Origin of the sequence: Pseudomonas sp. SJZ131 (assembly GCF_007828705.1) — a bacterium.
Classification (GTDB): Bacteria; Pseudomonadota; Gammaproteobacteria; order Pseudomonadales; family Pseudomonadaceae; genus Aquipseudomonas; species Aquipseudomonas prosekii.
On sequence record NZ_VIVC01000001.1, the window covers coordinates 1,259,684 to 1,277,957 of the forward strand.

21 protein-coding genes are annotated in these 18,274 nt (G+C 60.1%); 9 read left to right on the forward strand and 12 right to left on the reverse strand.

The window, feature by feature from the left end; genetic code table 11:
* Positions 1-96 precede the first annotated feature (96 nt).
* The 5 genes from FBY12_RS05450 to FBY12_RS05470 all read left to right on the forward strand — a co-directional run bounded on the left by FBY12_RS05450 (position 97) and on the right by FBY12_RS05470 (position 3,203).
* A complete protein-coding gene (locus tag FBY12_RS05450) occupies positions 97-306 on the forward strand; it encodes a hypothetical protein (protein ID WP_121733127.1) in 210 nt (69 codons plus the stop codon).
* Positions 307-497: 191 nt separating this feature from the next.
* Positions 498-2,237, forward strand: coding sequence for a dipeptidase (locus tag FBY12_RS05455; protein WP_145251811.1), 1,740 nt, complete (start codon positions 498-500; stop codon positions 2,235-2,237).
* Between the two features lie 184 nt (positions 2,238-2,421).
* Positions 2,422-2,727: a hypothetical protein gene (locus FBY12_RS05460; protein ID WP_092280664.1), complete on the forward strand. Its 306-nt coding sequence runs from the start codon at positions 2,422-2,424 to the stop codon at positions 2,725-2,727.
* Between the two features lie 24 nt (positions 2,728-2,751).
* Positions 2,752-2,994 carry a hypothetical protein gene (locus FBY12_RS05465; RefSeq protein WP_145251813.1) on the forward strand — a complete coding sequence of 81 codons (243 nt, stop codon included), beginning with the start codon at positions 2,752-2,754 and terminating at the stop codon, positions 2,992-2,994.
* Positions 2,995-2,996: 2 nt separating this feature from the next.
* On the forward strand, positions 2,997-3,203 hold the full coding sequence (locus FBY12_RS05470; RefSeq protein ID WP_121733144.1) for a hypothetical protein: 207 nt from the start codon (positions 2,997-2,999) through the stop codon (positions 3,201-3,203).
* Between the two features lie 20 nt (positions 3,204-3,223).
* On the opposite strand, the gene FBY12_RS05475 is transcribed toward FBY12_RS05470, so the two are convergent.
* The 12 genes from FBY12_RS05475 to FBY12_RS05530 all read right to left on the reverse strand — a co-directional run bounded on the left by FBY12_RS05475 (position 3,224) and on the right by FBY12_RS05530 (position 14,608).
* Complete coding sequence (locus tag FBY12_RS05475) at positions 3,224-4,222, reverse strand: acyltransferase (protein ID WP_145251815.1); 999 nt, start codon at positions 4,220-4,222, stop codon at positions 3,224-3,226.
* 37 nt (positions 4,223-4,259) lie between these two features.
* A complete protein-coding gene (locus tag FBY12_RS05480; RefSeq protein ID WP_145251817.1) occupies positions 4,260-4,598 on the reverse strand; it encodes a DUF971 domain-containing protein in 339 nt (112 codons plus the stop codon).
* Positions 4,595-5,557 (reverse strand): HEAT repeat domain-containing protein, encoded by a 963-nt coding sequence (locus FBY12_RS05485; protein WP_145251819.1) that lies wholly within the window; start codon positions 5,555-5,557, stop codon positions 4,595-4,597. Before FBY12_RS05485 ends, FBY12_RS05480 begins: the two co-directional genes overlap by 4 nt.
* Positions 5,554-6,402, reverse strand: a complete 849-nt coding sequence (locus FBY12_RS05490; protein ID WP_121733124.1) for an ABC transporter ATP-binding protein — start codon at positions 6,400-6,402, stop codon at positions 5,554-5,556. The genes FBY12_RS05485 and FBY12_RS05490 overlap by 4 nt, the downstream gene beginning before the upstream one ends.
* Positions 6,402-7,184, reverse strand: a complete 783-nt coding sequence (locus FBY12_RS05495) for an ABC transporter permease (protein WP_121733123.1) — start codon at positions 7,182-7,184, stop codon at positions 6,402-6,404. The genes FBY12_RS05490 and FBY12_RS05495 overlap by 1 nt, the downstream gene beginning before the upstream one ends.
* Positions 7,185-7,322: 138 nt before the next feature.
* Positions 7,323-8,741 carry an ABC transporter substrate-binding protein gene (locus tag FBY12_RS05500; protein ID WP_178111721.1) on the reverse strand — a complete coding sequence of 473 codons (1,419 nt, stop codon included), beginning with the start codon at positions 8,739-8,741 and terminating at the stop codon, positions 7,323-7,325.
* A gap of 226 nt (positions 8,742-8,967) precedes the next feature.
* Complete coding sequence (locus FBY12_RS05505; RefSeq protein WP_145251821.1) at positions 8,968-9,213, reverse strand: ferredoxin family protein; 246 nt, start codon at positions 9,211-9,213, stop codon at positions 8,968-8,970.
* 25 nt (positions 9,214-9,238) lie between these two features.
* Complete coding sequence (locus tag FBY12_RS05510) at positions 9,239-10,969, reverse strand: fumarate reductase/succinate dehydrogenase flavoprotein subunit (RefSeq protein WP_092281745.1); 1,731 nt, start codon at positions 10,967-10,969, stop codon at positions 9,239-9,241.
* A gap of 17 nt (positions 10,970-10,986) precedes the next feature.
* Positions 10,987-11,739: a GntR family transcriptional regulator gene (locus FBY12_RS05515; protein WP_109504223.1), complete on the reverse strand. Its 753-nt coding sequence runs from the start codon at positions 11,737-11,739 to the stop codon at positions 10,987-10,989.
* A 252-nt stretch (positions 11,740-11,991) separates the two neighbouring features.
* The gene (locus tag FBY12_RS05520; RefSeq protein WP_145251823.1) at positions 11,992-12,957 is read right to left on the reverse strand and encodes a Gfo/Idh/MocA family protein; all 966 of its coding nucleotides are present in this window, start codon (positions 12,955-12,957) and stop codon (positions 11,992-11,994) included.
* Between the two features lie 16 nt (positions 12,958-12,973).
* Positions 12,974-13,861: a Dyp-type peroxidase gene (locus FBY12_RS05525; RefSeq protein WP_145251825.1), complete on the reverse strand. Its 888-nt coding sequence runs from the start codon at positions 13,859-13,861 to the stop codon at positions 12,974-12,976.
* A gap of 306 nt (positions 13,862-14,167) precedes the next feature.
* Complete coding sequence (locus FBY12_RS05530; protein WP_145251827.1) at positions 14,168-14,608, reverse strand: carboxymuconolactone decarboxylase family protein; 441 nt, start codon at positions 14,606-14,608, stop codon at positions 14,168-14,170.
* A gap of 219 nt (positions 14,609-14,827) precedes the next feature.
* On the opposite strand from FBY12_RS05530, the gene FBY12_RS05535 reads away from it, so the two are divergent.
* From FBY12_RS05535 to FBY12_RS05550, 4 genes are all read left to right on the forward strand, one after another.
* Positions 14,828-16,261, forward strand: a complete 1,434-nt coding sequence (locus FBY12_RS05535; protein ID WP_145251829.1) for a PLP-dependent aminotransferase family protein — start codon at positions 14,828-14,830, stop codon at positions 16,259-16,261.
* Between the two features lie 122 nt (positions 16,262-16,383).
* A complete protein-coding gene (locus tag FBY12_RS05540) occupies positions 16,384-16,677 on the forward strand; it encodes an antibiotic biosynthesis monooxygenase family protein (protein WP_092280640.1) in 294 nt (97 codons plus the stop codon).
* Between the two features lie 237 nt (positions 16,678-16,914).
* Positions 16,915-17,313: a cupin domain-containing protein gene (locus FBY12_RS05545; protein WP_145251831.1), complete on the forward strand. Its 399-nt coding sequence runs from the start codon at positions 16,915-16,917 to the stop codon at positions 17,311-17,313.
* Between the two features lie 220 nt (positions 17,314-17,533).
* The gene (locus tag FBY12_RS05550; protein ID WP_145251833.1) at positions 17,534-18,241 is read left to right on the forward strand and encodes an ATPase; all 708 of its coding nucleotides are present in this window, start codon (positions 17,534-17,536) and stop codon (positions 18,239-18,241) included.
* Positions 18,242-18,274: the final 33 nt, after the last annotated feature.

The window sequence follows — 18,274 nt, forward strand, 5'->3', positions numbered from 1 at the left end:
GCAGCGGCTCGGCAAACCGCGACCTGTCGGTGAACAACCGACAGGTGTGTCAGAAGATTTCCGCTGCTACGCTGTCCTCATCACTGAGGATCGACGATGCCACATTCCGACTTGCTCCCGTCTCTGCTGTTCAAGCTCAATGAAAACCAGCTCGCGCTCGAAACCGCGATTATCGAACTCTCCAACTGGGTCGAAGCACGCGGCTCGGCGGACGTTGCCGATAATGTCCGCACCGCGTTGGACACCATCGACGAGAACGAAGAGTTCATCAAATTGAGCCTGGCGGTGCTGATGTCGCCCGAGTGAAATAACCCTGCGGCAGACTGATTAATCCTCGCGCGCAGAATTTTTCATATCTGCGCCGCTTTTACGTTTCTGTGCGACAGATCGCGTTTTTGGGGCTGCCCTCGCGCTCGCTCATGGTGTTAGTTTGGAAATGTTTTGTTTCATCATCAAACACTTCCATCTAATGACTCGCTAAGGAATGCCCCCCAGCAATGGATTTTTCTCTCAAGCAACTCGCCGCAACCACACTCATTCTCGCCAGCCTGTCGGCGTTCACCACGTCGGCCCAGGCCAACATCACGGCGCAACAAAGCGAAGCGATCCTCAAGACCTTCAGTGACACTTCGGTCAAGGATTTCCGCCAGTTCCTCGGCGGTCTGGCCAAAAGCGATCTGGCTAAAACCGACAATCTCGGCGCCGCTATCACTGCGTTCCTCGACAACAAGACCCTGTCGGCCGACCAGTTGAACGAGATCCATCGTTTGCTGGGCATTTATGCTCGCGTGAAGTACGGCGCTGCAGCCAAGGAAACGCTGCGCGAACTGGTGGAAATCCCGACGTTCCAGGTGGACGGCGTGGCTCAGCACGACAACCCGGAATTCATCAAGATCGCCGGAAAAATCAAGGCGCTTGCCGAGTCCTTCAACCTGAAATTCCGCAACATCGATAACCGCGTCTACGAGATCTCGCTCGACGGCGCTGGCGAAGAAGTCGTCGGCATTCACGCGCACGCCGATGTCGTGCCAGTGACGCCGGAGAACTGGGTACTCAAGGACGGCACCAAACTCGACCCGTTCAAGGTCACGCTGATCGGCGATCGCATGTACGGCCGTGGCACCGAGGATGACAAGAACGGCATCGTCGTCACGCTGTACGCGATGAAAGTCATCAAGGAAGAGAAGCTGCCACTGGCGCGCAATTTCAAACTGTTGGTCGACACCACCGAAGAAACCACCGGTGACGCGATTCCGTACTACTTCGAACGCAACCCGACGCCGAACTACAACCTGGCGCTCGATGGCGGCTATCCAGTGGTGATCGCCGAGAAGGGCTACGGCACGGTGATGGGCAACTTCCCGGTGCGCAAGGGCCAAGGCACAGGCGCCGAAATCGTCTCGATGACTGGCGGCATGGCCACAAATCAGATTCCGTCGAAGTCGGTCGCGACCCTGCTCAGCGACAAACCTGCGGAACTGGCCGCGAGCCTGCAACAGGCTGGCAACGATTACGCCAAGCGCAATGGCGGCGACTTTGAAGTTGCAGCGGTGGTCGATGGCAAGGACGTCAAGCTGACTGTCACCGGTGTGTCCGCGCACTCCTCCGAGCCGGAATCCGGGGTCAACCCGGTCGCGCGCATGCTCTACTTCATTAGTAGCCTCGACGGCAAAATCGCCTTCAAGCACAACCACATCACCGACGCGGCGCGTTATGCCGCGGACAACTGGGGCCTGGATTACCTCGGTGGCAAGTTGGGTGTCGGTTTTGCCGATGACTTCATGGGCCCGCTGACCACTTCGCTGACGTATGTTGCGCTGGATGACAAGACCTTCAAATTGGCGGTTAACCTGCGCGTGCCGAAGGGCAAGACGCCGGACGCGCTGAAGAAGGAAATCGCCGACAAGATCAGCGCCTGGAGCAGCAAGTCCAAAGTTGCGGCGAACTTCGATTACTCGATCGCCGCGCCGATGTACCGCAACCCTGAGGGTGAATGGGTCAAGGCGTTGCTGGTCGTGGCCACCGAAAACCTCGGCATGGAGCACAAGTTCGGCACGTCGGCCGGCGCTACTTCGGTGCATGAATTGCCGAACGGCGTGCAGTTCGGCCTCGCGCGACCTGAAGTCAAATACACCGGCCACACTGACAACGAGTTCAAGACGGTTGACCAGTTCATGCTCGACTTGCAGATCGTGACCGAAATGCTTGGCCGCATCGGCCAGTTGCCAAAACTCTGACACACCCTTCGAACCCGCCGTACTGGCGGGTTCAACTCTTATCGCACTCTTCCCGCACTCTTCTCGTACCCTTCCCGCAGCTCGTCGACATATTCCGATACATGCCGCTCGTCCGCTGCTCAGCACCTTTTGAAACGTCGTTCTTCCAATATTGTGTCAATCACTCGCACGGAAGACTTGAACGATGAAAAACACATTGGCAGTTCTCACCCTCGCCGGCCTTCTTTCCACTGGCTCGCTGTACGCGCTCGCTGCGGACAAGACCACCGAAGGTTCCGCCCTTCCACCCGGCACCGCGCAGCCTCAAGGTAACGAAACCAACAGCGTCGGCACGGGCACGGACGGCGGCAAGTCGGCGACCGGGATTGATGGCACCAAAGGCTCGATGTCCAACGGCGCCGATGCTGGCACCACCGATAACGGCCCGACGCCAAGCGGCGGCGCCAAGGGTGGCGGCGAAGGTAAAGGAGGCAGCGGCTCCGGCAGCTGATCTATCCGGACAAACTGCGAAGACATGATCAAGCCCGCTGCCTGCGGGCTTTTTCATGGCCGGGAAAATGTGCGACATGGTGCTCGGGCGGTTTTTTCCATGAAGCTTTTACCGCACAAAACGCCACTCGTCGCTTATGAATACCTGGCATGTCTGGCGTGGATGCGCATGGCGCAGGAGTTGCAATGGCCGCTCTTGTCAGCCCGCGACGACATAATTCTGACGCGGCTACACTCATATCAGTTTGATCAGTCCCTGGAGATGTAACCGTGTCAACTCTCAATGAAATCGCAGCGAACCACGCGAGAATGGCTAAGGAAATGGCAGAGAAGTCGACCGATCTCACCGAGCGACATCTCCAGATTGTTGGCGGCTTCGAAGTCCCTGCCGCTGATGAGCAACCGCACATGCCTTTGCACTTTATCGCTGTTGTGCAGGATGCTCATTTGGTGCAGGCCACTGGCTATTTGAGCTGACCTTGGCCAATGGCTGCGGGTCAGGCGGCCGTTGTGTTTTGCAGGTGAGGAAGTATGCTGCGACCGCCGCCAGCTCTGAGGAAGTGGCGCAGCTTCAACGCCGGGCGCTCGACGAAGTAATACGAAAGGCCGCTGAACGTGAATGACAGCAACAACACCGAGTTGATGATTGTTGCGTCGTAAGCCACCGGCCAAAACGCGCGCAGCACATACATGACCACGAAGTGATTGAGGAACACGCCGTAGCTGATGTTGCCCAGCAACTCGTCGATGCGGTGGTATTTCAGTTTACTCAGCAGGAAAACCGCCGGAATGCCCAGAGCGATGCCGAGAGTCACTTCGGCGTTGAACGGTCGCCGAGCGATCCATCCCGTCACTATCGCCAGAAACAGCAGCGCCGCCGCAATGGCTGTGGTTGCGACGATAACCCCTGCCCGCGCGCGCATCCTGTACAGGTAGCTGCCGCAGAGAAAAATGAACAGCACGCCGGGTAACAATCGGTAGCCGTAGACGTCGGTGTTTAGGTAGCCGAGCGTTGCGCTCAGGAACACCGCGACCGAGCCCGCAAACGCGACGCCGCGAAGCCGATAGACCAGCAGAAACGGGATCAGCAGGTAGAAACACATTTCCAGCCCCAACGACCAGCCCGCCGGCAGAATTTCCGGCACGGTGATGCCGAACATATAGAAACCCAACGGCACGATGGGCAGGCTGGTGGCGATGTTTTCGACGGTCAGTGCGGCGGCTTGCGGGGTGCCGGGCAGGAGGAAATAAATCACCGCGCAGGAACTGACGAAGTACAGCAGAAATTGTGGGTAGAGCCGCAGCACCCGATCCAGGTAAAACAACGGGAATTGCGTCGGCGCGTTGTAATTGCGCTCGATCAGCGAAGTCATCACAAACCCGCTGATGATCAGAAAGGACACTACCGCGACCACGCCGGGATTAAATCCCCAAACCGTCACGCCCATGTGCGAAATCGCTACCAGCACCGCCAGCAAAAGCCGAAAAGCTCCCACGCGCATCATCCTTAATCAGCGTTTATTATTTTGCGCGTCAAGTTACGTGGCTTTTGGTTTGGGGTGAAGTGTTTTTCCGTGTCGTTGATGACGCCAGGATTGAGGGCAAGGCTGAGAGGTAGGCCCACGGGTAAATGCCGCGTTGGTGGCCGTCGCTGAAGATCAGTTGCAGGCCGTAGCCCTGGCTGTTCAGCTCGACCAGACGAATCCGCGAATCAACCTTCACTGTCAGCCCTTGCAGCCGAAAGGCCCGGCATTGCGAGCACGGGCATTGGCGGCGCAGTTCGGCGTGATCGAGCAACTGTTCGCGGCCATCCGGCCAGTTCAGCCGTAGTTGCTGTCTGCTCTGGGAGTTGCCCACCGCCAGCGGGTTCATTGCAACTGGCTCAAGGCAATGCGCACCGCTTTGCGCACTTCCGGGTCGCCGTCGTCCTGCGCGGCTTGCAGGGCGGCGATGGCGCCTCGGTCATGCAACTCGCCGAGCGCCAACGCCGCTTCCTTGCGCAAGTTGCTGATGCGATGGCCGAGGGTTTCGATCAGCGCATCAAGGGCCGCGGCAAATCGCAAACGCCCGAGGCTGCGCGTGGCCCGCAACCTGACTTGCCAATAATCGTCGCTCAAGGCTTCGACCAGCGCCGGGCCTGCATCGACATGGCCGACTTTGCCCAGCGTGGTCGCGGCCTCTTCACGCACTTGCCACGCGTGATCCTTCAAGGCCTGGCGCAGCGCCGGCAACACCTGAATATCCGAGGCCAAACCCAGCGCGCCGGTGGCCGCGCGACGCACTTCGGTGTCCGGGTCGGCGCTGGCCAATCGCGCCAACGCCGGCAATGCATCCAGTTGCTTGAGCCAGCCCAGCACACCCACAGCCTCGCGGCGCACACTGGCCTCCTCGTCCGCCAACGCAAGCAACGCCGCGTCAGCCGCCTGCGGGAAACGCAACTCGCGCAACGCCCGGAACGCCGCCACCCGCACGCTGACATCGGCATGCCCGGTCCACGGCAGAATTACCCGTCCGGCCGCTTCACTCTTGAGCAGGCTCAAACTCTGCGCAGCGGCAGACTGCACAGCCACTGACGGATCAGTCAGCGCCCGGCACAGCGCCTCAACCACCGGCTCATCCTCCCAGGCTTCGAGCAATCGCGCGGCTTCGGCGCGCACTTCTTCAGTCGGGTCGTGGGCCAGTCGATCAACCAGCCAGAGCAAGCCCTCCGGCTCTTCAAGGTCTGCCAATTCAATCAGCGCAATGCGCCGCACGCCCGGATCGTCGTCGGTCAGGCGCGGTTGCAGGGCAAGGATGTCGTGGTTTTCGGTTGTTTCAAATAATGAGGTCATAGGGCAAATCGCGGCAGTTTGTTTTCTTGGGGAAGTCCGAGGGGGTTCAGGCGGGGTAATTGCCGACCGTCCTCGTGACGCAGGAGCTCGAGGCAATGACGCTTCAAGCGTGAAAATTCGTGACTGGTGACCAGTTCAGTGGTGCGCGGTCGCGGGAAGTCGAGGCGCAGGTCTTCGATGATTCGCCCGGGTCGCGAGCTCATCACCAGCAGGCGATCGGCGAGGAACAGTGCCTCGTCGATGTCATGGGTGACGAACACCACGGTGGTGCGGATCCGCGTCCAGATGTCCAGCAGCAGCTCTTGCATGTTCAGCCGCGTCAGGGCGTCGAGCGCGCCGAACGGCTCGTCCATCAGCAACAGGCGCGGACGATTGATCAGCACGCGGGCGATTTCCACGCGTTGCTGCATGCCGCCGGAGAGCTGATCCGGCCAGCGTTCGGCAAAGCCTTCGAGGCCGACCAGCGCGAGGATTTCATCGGCCGCTTGGTGCCGTTCAGCCTTGCCGATGCCACGCATTTTCAGGCCAAAAGCGACGTTGTCGCGGACCGTGCGCCACGGGAACAGTGTGTGATGCTGGAACACCATCCCGCGCTGCGGCGACGGGCCGAGGATCGGCGCGCCGTCGACATTAAGGGTGCCGACACGCGGTTGCAGATGCCCGGCCAAGGCACCGAGCAAGGTCGATTTACCGCAACCGGACGGGCCGAGAATGCACACGAATTGCCCCGGCCCGATCTGGCAATCCAGACCTTGCACGGCTTCGAACGCGGCACTGCCCTCACCGAGGCTGATCGACAATTGGGCGATATCGATGCGCCCTTCTGGATGCTGCAAAACGCTCATCAGGCTTTTCCTCGTGGTCGATGCCAAGGCGTGAACAGCCCGCCGAGGCGCTTGATCAGCAGGCTGCTGCCCATCCCGAGCACGCCGATCAGCAACATGCCGACGACGATGTCGGCGTAGTTCTGGATGGTGTACGACTCCCAGGTGTAATAGCCGATGCCGTACTGGCCGGAGATCATTTCGGCGGTCACCAGGCAAAACCACGAGGTGCCCATGCCGATGGCGAGGCCGGTGATGATGCTCGGCGCGGCGCCCGGCAGGATTACTTCCAGCAGGATCGCCCGGCGCCCTGCCCCGAGGCTTCTGGCCGAGGCGATCAGGCGTGGATCGACGCCTTCGACACCGTGCACGGTATTGAGCAGAATCGGGAACAGCGCGCCGGTGAAGGTGATGAACACCATCGACAGTTCCGACGACGGAAACATCAGGATCGCCAGCGGAATCCAGGCGACGGCGGGAATCGGCCGCAGCACTTCGAGTGGCGGCAACAACAGGTCTTCGGCCCATTTCGAGCGGCCGATGGCCAGGCCCAAAGCGATGCCGATGATCAGCGCCGCGAGGTAACCGGCGAATACCCGGCTGAGGCTGCTGCTGAGGTGCTGCGCCAGTTTGCCGGAGTCGCCGAGGCCGAGCGCGGCGTCGACCACGGCCAGCGGCGTCGGCACGTTGGCGAAGGTCACCAGGCCGAGGTTCCAGTGACCGCTGGCAGCGAATTGCCAGAACAGCAGGCAGAGCAGCAGCGAAGCGGCTCTTGGAATCCAGCGTGTTATGGATCGTGACATAGATCTTCCTCTCAACCGAGATCACTGTGGGAGCGAGCCTGCTCGCGATTGCGGTCTGACATTCAGCATTTTTTGTTGGCTGATCCACCCCCATCGCGAGCAGGCTCGCTCCCACAGGGGAATTGCGGTGTGGTGGGGTTAGCGAGTGGCGACGGCCTGGGTTGTGGCGTCGGTGAAGTCGAGCACTTTGCCGCCCTGAGCGGTGGCGAATTGCTGGGCCTGGCCCTTGAGCAGGAATGCGCTGAGTCGGCCCTTGGCATCGCTGGCAAACCACGCCTGATCCGCCAGCAATTTGATCCCGCTGTCGCTGGCCTGCGCATACACCGCGCGGATGTTTTTGCCTTGCGATTTCAACCCGGCCAACGCGCTGAACGCCGCGTCCGCCGAAGCGTATTGGCGCACTTTCGGCTCGCCGCGCACCCAGATCTCGGCGACATGACTGACGTCGGTGATGGCTTTGCCGGTCGCGCCGTCCACGCCGTGGATCGGTGTCGGCGCGTAGTTCGCCAGTTGCGCGGTGTAGTCGAGATTCGAGGCCTGGAACGCGGCGCGGATGTACTGATCGTCGATAAAGGTGTTGAGGTCGAGACCGCGATCAGCCTTCTTCAGCAACTTCAGCGTGTCGATTGCCGTGCCGACCGCTTGGCGGTATTCCGGTTTCCAGCTCAGGTCGCGGGTTTGCACGCCCAACGGGCCGTAGAACAGGTAATTGACCTCGGCATCCACCCCGGTGACTTTGGCGATCAACTCGCTGTATTTCTCCGGTTCGGCGCTGAGCAATTGATTGGCTTCGATGCTTGCACGCAGGTAAGCGACGACGATTTCCGGGTACTTTTTCGCATACGCCTGATCGACCAACGCGCCATGGAACGTCGGCGCATTGGCCTGGGAACCGTCATAAATCTTGCGCGCGAAACCCCGGCTCGGGAACAGTTCGGCGAATGGCACAAAGTCCGCGTGAGCGTCGATCTTGCCAGCCTGCAACGCGGAACCGGCGACTTCCGGCGGCTGCGCGATGATGTTCACATCTTTGAGCGGATCCCAGCCCTGCGCAGCGACCGCGCGCAGCAACATGCCGTGCGCGGTGGAGGCGAACGGCACGGAAATGGTCTTGCCTTTGAGCTCCGCCAGCGACTGCACACCGGACGCGCTCGGCACCACGATGCCGTTGCCGCTGCCCTTGATGCTGCCCGAGAGCACGCTGATAAACAGGCTGTGCTTGCCGGCGGTTTCGAAGGCGACGCCGTTGAACGCGCCGGGGAAATCGGCCATGGCGCCGAAGTCGAGTTTGCCGGCGACCATCTCGTTGGTCAGCGGTGCGCCGCTGGTGAAGTTCTTCCACTCCACCTCGTATTTGGCGTCTTTGTATTGGCCGTCGTGAGGCAGGTATTTGTCGAGCAGACCAAGTTCGCGGATCAACAACCCGCCAGCGGCGCAGTTGATGGTGGTGTCCTGGGTGCCGATGGCGATGCGGATGGTTTCAGCCGAGGCCGACATGGTGAATGTGGCCAGTAGCAGACCGGCGAATCCTGCACGCAGCAATGTATGCAAAGACATGAGTGTTGCCCCTCGAATCATTTATAGGATGTTCGTCTCCGCCACGATCAGGGCGCGGTGGGAAACGAGGGGTGTTTTGAATCTGGCGTCCGGTGGTTGCCGGATGGCATTTTTCTGGGTTGTCAGAATGTAGGAGTGAGCCTGCTCGCGATGGCGGTCACACATCCAACATCTCACTGGCTGACCTACCGCTATCGCGAGCAGGCTCACTCCTACAAAGGGTGATTCAGCGCAAGAGGTACGGGATCTCCACTTTCACTGCACTGGTCGGGCAGTCCTTTTCACAGGGCATGCAGTACCAGCATTCGTCGAACGCCATGTAGGCCTTTTGCGTGGCCGGATTGATCGCCAACAGGTCCATCGGGCAGACGTCGACGCACACGGTGCAGCCCTTGTGAGCAATGCACAGATCTTCGTCGACCGTAACCGGCGCGTTGGAGCGGAAGAAGATTTCCTGGGGTTGATAGGCCATGGTTCGGACTCTCTCTGATTGATCGTCAGGCCGCAAACGCGCCGACGCGCAGCCGGTCGTAGGCCTGCATTTCTTCGGCATCGAGCGGGATGATGTAAGGCTCGACGGCTTTCTTGAAACTGGTCATCTGGCCGTCGTCGCCCTTCTTCAAATGGCAATGGCAGAACCAGTCGCTGTCGTTGCGTTGCGGGTGATCGACGCGATAGTGGTAAAGCCCCCAGCGACTTTCGGCGCGGAACAGCGAGGCACGCGCGGCCATTTCGGCGCAGTCGCGGATCATGCTGACTTCCATCGCGCGCATCAGCTCGTGGGGGTTGTGCGCCTTGATCTGATCGAGATCGCGCTGGATATCGCTGAAACGCTGCAGGCCGATTTGCATCTTCTTGGTGACCTTCGGCGGTTGCAGGTAATCGTTCACAAAGCGCCGCAGCTTGTATTCGACTTGCGCTGGTGGCAGACCGTGTTCGCGATCGAGCGGTGCGTAAACCCGCTGTTTTTCCGTTTCGATTTGCTCGGCATTCACCGCGGAAAATTCGCGCCCGGCGACAAAATCCGCCGCGTTGGTTCCGGCAAACCAGCCATAGGTAAACGCGCCAAGCATGTAGTTGTGCGGCACCGCCGCCATGTCGCCGGCCGAGTACAAACCCTTCACCGAGGTTTCGGCACGCTCGTTGACCCACACGCCAGACGCCGAATGTCCGCTGCAAAAACCGATTTCAGAGATGTGCATTTCGACCATCTGCGTGCGGTAGTCGGTGCCGCGATTGGCGTGAAACTGGCCGCGACTCGGGCGCTCGTTGCTGTGCAGAATCTCTTCGATGTTCTGGATGGTTTCCTCGGCCAAGTGGTCGAGTTTGAGGAATACCGGACCGTTGCCGCTTTCGAGTTCCTGGTGGAACTCCCACATCATCTGGCCGCTCCAGTAGTCACATTCGATGAAGCGTTCGCCCTTGTTATTGGCGGTGTAGCCGCCCAATGGACCGGTGACGTAGGCGCAGGCCGGGCCGTTGTAATCCTTGATCAGCGGGTTGATCTGGAAGCACTCGAGGTTCGCCAGTTCGGCCCCGGCGTGATAGGCCATGGCGTAGCCGTCGCCAGCATTGGTCGGGTTTTCGTAGGTGCCCATCAGGTAGCCCGAGGACGGCAGGCCCAGTCGCCCGGCGGCGCCGCAGGCGAGGATCACCGCTTTGGCCTTGATCACATGGAAGTCGGCGGTACGGCAATCGAAGCCCATCAAACCGTTGACCGCGCCCTCTTCGTCCGTCAGCAAACGCGTGCAAACCACGCGATTGGTGATGCTCACGCGTGCCCGTTTCAACTGGCGATAAAGCACTTTCTTGATGTCGTGTCCTTCCGGCATCGGCAACACGTAGGCGCCCATGTGGTGGACCTTCTTGACCGCGTAATCGCCGGTTTCGTCCTTCTCGAACTTCACGCCCCAGCGGTCCAACTGCTCGATGGTTTCGAAGCTGTGGGTCGCATAGGCGTAGACCGCAGCCTGGTTGACGATGCCGTCGTTGGCGATGGTGATTTCCTTGGTGTATTGCTCCGGCGTCGAGTGCCCGGGAATGATCGCGTTGTTCAAGCCGTCCATGCCCATGCTGATGGCACCGCTGCGCTTGACGTTGGCCTTGTCGATCAGCAACACGCGCAAATCGCGGTTGCGTTCCTTGGCTTTGATGGCCGCCATCGGGCCCGCGGTGCCGCCGCCGATCACGACGATGTCGTATTCCTGTTCGAGCGTCTTTCTATTCATGGAGCTGGAACTGTGGGTCATGCCCGATCCCCTTTTTGCCGGTCGATCCGCAAGCGGTACTGGAAGGCATCGCCACGGTAATAAAGGTGTTCGAAGTCCACGGGGCGGCCGTCGGCATCGTGGGTCAGACGCTCGATGCGCATGATTGGCGAGCCGGCTTCGACGTTCAGCGCCTGGGTCAGGTCGCTGTCGGCAAGCACAGCGTCAATCGCCAGATCGGCATGCCCGAGCGCCAAGCCACAGTCGTTTTCGAGGATCAGGAAGATGTCGCGAGTGACCAGATCAGCCTTCTCCAGCCGCTCGCCGATGGCCTGCGGCAGGTAGGTGATCTCCAGCGAGATCGGCTCGCGGTTGATCAGTCGCACGCGTTTGATTTGCGCGACGGTTTCCCCTTCGGCGACTTGCAAACGCTCGGCGACGAGTTTGTCGGCGGCGATGAATTTGAAGCTGCGCAGGCGGTTGATCACCTCGTAGCCGCGACCGGTCATCGACTCGGCGAGGCCTTGCAGGGTGCTGACGTTTTGAAAGGTTTTCGGTTTGGCGACGAAGGTGCCTTTGCCGTGGATCTTGAAGATCAGCCCTTCTTTTTGCAGATCGCCGAGCGCCTGGCGCACGGTAATGCGGCTGACTTTGAACAGCGCGCCGAGCTCGCTTTCGGACGGCATCTGGCTGTCTTGCGGGTATTCGCCATCGAGAATCCGCGCACGCAACACGTCGCGCAGTTGGGTGTGCAGCGGAACGCTGCTTAAGGAAAGTACGTTATCGGTCATCGCAGATCACTTGTTATAACGAGTTATGACGTGATCTTAGAGAAGGGTGCCGTTGCTTGAGAAATACTGTTTGAGCATAAGGTTAGATTCGCAGCAAAAACGAACCCTTCATGTAGCAGCTGCCGAGCACCGCGAGGCTGCGTCCGGCGGCAAATCCGTCGTCAAATCAGCCAATGACGTGCAGGCAGGGTTTGCGACGGCTGCGCCGCCGAACGCAGCCTCGCAGGCTCGGCAGCTGCTACAGGATTTTTGTTAGCGGTTGAGGATTTGGTCCATTACCCAATCGGTTTTCAGCGCCTCCGCAGCCAGTGCCGGGTGTTGCGATTCGCCGCGGATATGCGCGTTCATGCCTAGCACGTGGTGCCACTGGATGTGTTGGTGATTGTCGATATTCAGGCTGAGGTTTTCATCGGCTGCAAGCTGCACAGGATGTTCGTCGAACACGGAGAAAGTGATTCGGCCCTTGCTGCCAATCAGCTCGACGCGGTCCTCGCGCCGGTCGGCGACGAAGTTCCAGCAACCCATGCCTGTGGCGCCAGACGCGAAGCGCCACGTGGCGCTGACCGCATCTTCCGCCGCATACAAACCGGCCTGACGCGCGGTGAAACCAGCCACTGCCTGAATGTCGCCAAGCAGGTATTGGAACAGGTCAAAACCATGGCTGGCGAGGTCGGCGAAGTAACCGCCACCGGCAATCGTCGGGTCGGTACGCCAGTTGTCGGCACCAGTCAGGTCGGTCGGCGAAGGCGCTTTGGTCAGGGTCCAGGTCAGGTGCCGAACCTCGCCGATGCGGCCCTCTTCCAGCCACTGCCGCACTTGCTGGAAGCGCGGCAACGAGCGTCGATAGTAGGAAACGAACAGGTGCAAACCGGCGTCGCTGAACACCTGCTGCATCGCCCGACTTTGCCCGGCGCTGAGCGACATCGGTTTTTCCACGCAGCAATGTTTGCCAGCGGCGGCGACCATCAAAGCGTAAGCGTGGTGACTGTCGGGAGGCGTGGCGATGTATACCGCGTCGACCTCGGGGTCGTCGATCAACGCTTGCGCGTCGGTGTAGACCCGGGCGATGCCGTGACGCGCGGCGTAATCGCTGACCGCGTCGAGTCGCCGGCCCATCACCGCCACCAGCGCCGAGCCGGGCGCCTTGTAGAAGGCCGGGCCGCTTTTACGCTCAGCGACGCTGCCACAACCGATCATGCCCCAACGCACCACGTTCATAGTCACTCCTTGATTGTCAGCCGATGCGCAATGCGCGCAGGTCGAGGTGGCCGTCCTGCAACGGCGGGCACCAGTAATAGCCGCCGGTTATCGGCCGGCTGATGCGGTACAAACCGTCGGTGATGCCGTCCTCAAGACCGCTCATGCGGCGCAATTGGGCTTCGTAAGCGTCGAGGGAAAAACCGAACGCGAGGAACATCAAACCGGCGCGCTCGCCGTCGATCCACGGCATCGAACGGCGCACCACGAAGGCTTCCGGGGCGAAGCTTTCCTGGGCGGTGCGTTTGACGTGGGCGGAGATTGGCGCGTCGTCGAGTTCTTCGTTATCGCTGAGCCGGCGGCCCATGATGTCGTCCTTCACCTGGGACGACATGGCGTGGAAACCTTTGAGGTCATGCTGCCATTGCTGGATCGCGGCGAAGCTGCCACCGACCAGACCGTCAGCGCCCTCGCCGACCAGTGCGGCGGCGACGGCGGCTTCGTCGTGCGGGTTTTCGGTGCCGTCTTCGTAGCCGGTCAGGTCGTGGCCGGTGCGGTGGCGGAAGGTTTCGTTCATCTGCACCAGACGAAATGCCGGGGCCAGCGCGGCTTCGCACGCGGTGCTGCGATTGAGCAGCTCACCGCGATCCTCGCCATGCAACCAGCACCACAGCGCGTGTTGGGTCGACGGGTTATCGACGCCAACCCCGGTCATCGCCGGGAACACCCGCAGACCGTCGATTTGCGCGTGCAGGGCTTGCACCAGCGACTCGCCGAAACCGACCACGGCGGACTTGCCGTCGGCCAGTTGAATCAGGTGATCAAGCGCGGCCGGCAGCGCGGCGGCAGATTCGAGAGCGAAGAACATATGACGGGCGTGAGGCGGAACAGGGGTGGCGAGAATGCCCGGCTGGTAGTGACTCATATGAGCTCCTTTGAAAGAAGCGCGAAGTTTAACCGTTGCGGGGCGATCAAGGGCAACAAAGCCTTTGCAGGAGGTGGGGTTGCTCGTGATGGTGGTGGGTCATTGGGTATTGATGTGGTTGGGCTGGCCTGATCGCGAGCAGGCTCACTCCCACAGGGGGATTTGGGGTGGGCGCGGGATTGTGGGCAATACCAATCAACTGTGCTCGCGAAAGCGGTGGGTCATTGGGCGGTAATGTGGCTGATCTGACGCTTTCGCGAGCAAGCTCAGCGCCTGCCAGGTTTTTCGCGGGTTTCAGCCCAGGCGTCACTCGCTGGGTGTCTGGCGAAAGCTCACCGCCAACCGATTCCAGCTATTAATCGTAGTCACGGCAATGGTCAGGTCTACCAGTTCGCTTTCGCTGAATTGCTCCCGCGCCAAAATATAAACGTCATCCGGCACGTGGCTTTCAGAGAGCAGCGTCACCGCTTCGGTCCAGGCAAACGCCGCGCGTTCGCGGGGGTTGAAGAAGCTGCTGTCGCGCCACACCACGATCGAATACAGACGCCGGTCCGTCTCGCCGAGGCGCCGGGCGTCGACCGAGTGCATGTCGGTACAGAATGCACAGCCGTTGAGCTGCGAGGCACGGATTTTGATCAGGTGCAGCAGCGCCGGCTCGATGCTCAGGTTGCTGGTCAGCGCTTCCATGGCGATCATCGCTTTCATCGCTTTGGGCGAGGCGCTGTAGTAGTCCAGTCGGGGATTCATGGCGCGACCTCGTTGTGCGCGGAGACAAGCTCCCAAAGTAGGCGCTGACTCAGCCACGTTACAGAGCCAATTCGACGAAAAACCAGCAGACCAGCAATCAGTAGACCAATCCGGTGGTTTTCTCCTGCGCAACTTCTACATGAGCGCGAGATGGGCGTAATCTGGCGCGACCCACAGTCGCCAACTCAGATCCCAAGATGCCGCAGGAGCCCCGCTGGTATGGAACTTCACGTTGTCATCAACGGCCGCAAGGACCTCGCGGGCCAGTTGTACCAGCAGCTGCGCGCCGCGATCGAAACCGGTCGCCTCGCGGCCGGCACGCAATTGCCGCCGAGCCGTTTGCTGGCGGAACAGTTGGGCGTTTCGCGCAAGACCATTTCCGACACTTACTCGCAACTGACCTACGAAAACTTCCTCACCGGCGTCACCGGCAAAGGCACCTACGTCAACGCGCGGCCGGCGAAAATCCAGCGCAAGCAAAGCCATTCGGAGCTGGCCAGCAGCGAGGTCATCGAGTCCTGGCGCAACCTGCCGGTGTTCCTCCGTCACCCGACGCTGCAAGGCTCGCTGCGTTACGACTTTATCGGCGGCGCCACCAGCAAAGGCCAGTTTCCGCAGGACGACTGGCGCCGCTGCACCTCGCATGCGTTGCGGCAGATCGCCGGTTCCAAAGGTTTCTACAGCCTGCCTGAAGGCTTGCCGGCGCTGCGCAATGCGATTGCCCGGCACATCGCGTTTTCCCGTGGGGTCAATTGTCAGGACGAAGACGTGGTGGTGTGCAACGGCGCGCAGCAAGCGCTGGACCTGATTGGCCGAGTGCTGATCCAGCCCGGCAGCGTGGTGGCGATGGAAGACCCCGGTTACCCGCCCGCGCGGCTGTTGTTCGGCAGCCACGGCGCCACCGTAGTCGGCGTGCCGGTGGACGCCGAAGGGATTCAGGTGGATTTGATTCCCGACGGTACGCGGCTGATTTACGTGACGCCGTCGCACCAGTTTCCGCTGGGCATGCCGATGAGTCAGGCGCGGCGCGTGGCCCTGCTGGCGCGTGCGCGTGAGCTGGGCGCGATCATCATTGAAGACGATTACGACAGCGAGTTTCGCTACGAAGGCCGGCCGACAGATTCGCTGCAAAGCATGGACGAGCGCGGCATCGTCGCCTACGTCGGCACGTTCTCGAAAACCCTGCTGCCGGAGCTGCGCCTCGGCTACACGATCCTGCCGCCAGCGATCCTCGAAGCGGTGATCCGCGCCAAACAACTCACCGACCTGCACACCTCGACCCTGCCGCAATGGGCGCTGGCCAAGTTCATCGCCGAGGGCTGCCTGCTCAAGCACATCCGCCGCTGCCACAGCATTTACGCCGGACGCCGCGAGCGGATTCTGGCGCGCATCGCCGGTGATCTGGCGCCGTGGCTGGAAGCGGTGCCGACCACCGCCGGGTTTCACATGGTGGTGCTGTGCAAGGTGCCGATCGACATTCCATTGGTCATCGAATTGGCGAAAAAGGTTGAAGTCGGGCTGTACGCCATCGACACCTTTTTTTATCAGCAAGCGCCACGGGCCGGGCTTTTCTTCGGTTTTGGCGCGATTGAAACCCTCGACATCGACACCGCGCTGGACCGCTTGCGCGACATTTTGCAGCAGGTCGGCTGACGATTGGTCTGTGGGTTTATCCGGCGATTGGCTATTGGCGGTCTCCCGGTACAGGCCTATTGTGCATGGGCGTTTTCCCTCAATGAGCAGGATTCGTCCGGCCTGATTCAGGAGTGTGAGCAATGTCCAACGAAGTGATCAACACCGTACAGGTGCAGGCCGCCGCCGGCCGCTCGGAAGAACTGGGCAAGCAACTGCAAAAGATTGTGGAAACCCTGCGCGAACTTCCCGGCTGCGATTCCTATATGGTCGACCGCTGCCCCGAGGACAGCAACCGCTGGAACGTCAGTGCCCGTTGGCAATCGGAAGCGGCCATGCAATCGCATTTTTACCACCCCGAAGTGCAGGGCTTTATCGGCCTGATCGATAACCGGCTGGCGAATGCCGTCGATTTCAATACCTTCCCGATTGTGTGAACACTGACTGACGTCATCGCGAGCAAGCTCGGCTCCCACAGTTGAACGAGTTCCTTCAGAGGAATGCGATCAACCGTGGGAGCCGAGCTTGCTCGCGATGGCGCCCACACTACCGCCCTGCTTCCTGCGTTGAAACCACAGGATTGGTCCCCTCGCCTTCACGAAAATTGGCCGTTTTGTTACCCCGGTTCGCGGCTTACTGTGGTCCCTGACGACTAACTACTCAGGTGATTCCCCATGAAAGCAGTGCATTTACTCGCCGCCCTCGTCCTGACCCTTTCTGCCTCGGCATTCGCTCACGACCCTTCGGAAAAGATCACCGTGTTGCAGGACGAACTGCTGCAAAACGTCCCCGGCAAAAAAGCCATGATGATCGAGGTCGACTACCAACCCGGCCAATCTTCCATCGCCCACAAACACCAAGGCACGGCCATGGCGTACGTGCTGTCGGGCGAGATCATCTCGCAGGTCAAGGGACAGAAAGCGATCACCTACAAGGCTGGGCAATACTGGTACGAACCTGCCGGCTCCGAGCATCTGCTGTCAAAAAACGCCAGTGAAACCAAATCGGCCAAGCTCTTGGTGTTCATGGTGTTGGCGCCGGACGAGAAAGTGCTGATCCCCCTGGAACACTAATCGCTGTTGCCTCAGCCATAAATAAAACTGCCCGAATTGATGATTTGGGCTTTTTTATACCTGCGCGCAATTAAATCAAAACGTTTACAGCAAACAAAACTATGGACCGGTTGTTTAGAGCATTCATGGACAGTTCCAAGGAATCAAGAGAGGTTTAGTCTGTTTTCATCACCGGCATTACCGGTTACGACCTGCACTGTTGTTTCACCGGAGAAACACCATGAAACTTCCATTGATCACATTAACTGTCGCCGTACTGTTAGTTGGCTGTTCCATACCAACTGCGCCGCAAACTGCTGCATCGCTCGATACGTTGTTCACCGAACCCGTCGGCCGCTCCAGCGCCGCCCGCGTCAGCAATGGCAGCAATGTATCGCTGGGCATCGTCTACAGCGCCGGCACGCAGACCAATCGCGATTATCTGCGCCACTATCAGGCCAACGCCGGCACCGGTTTCGGCCAGAGTTTGCTGGTGCAATCGATCCATGACGCCTACGTGACGACGTCCAGTCCGGACTTCGCCGTGGATGGCGTCAAGGCATCGTTGCAGCGCCAGTTCGGCTCGGTCACGGTCTACCCGGACATGCAAAGTCTCAAGGCTGCCAAGCCAGATGTGGTGGCGATAGTGGATACCCGCAGCCAATTGATCACCTCGCGAAGTTCGGATATCGAGGCGAACGTCAGTGCTGATTTTTATGATGCGAAGTTGAATTACATCGGTACGGCGCGCGGGTATGACGTGCGATCGTTAAGTCCGCTCTGGGCCGATTTCAAGCGCAGTGAAGAAATTGTCGCGGATATCAGGCAACAGCAGGATGTGCAAGACAGGGCGCTGCAGAAGTTTGAGCAGTCGCTCAGTAATTTATTGACCAAACCGACAAGTAATGTGTCGATGATTGAAAGTGAAACCGGTCAGAAGTTGTATTGACATTGATGGCCCCATCGCGGGCGAGCCTCGCTC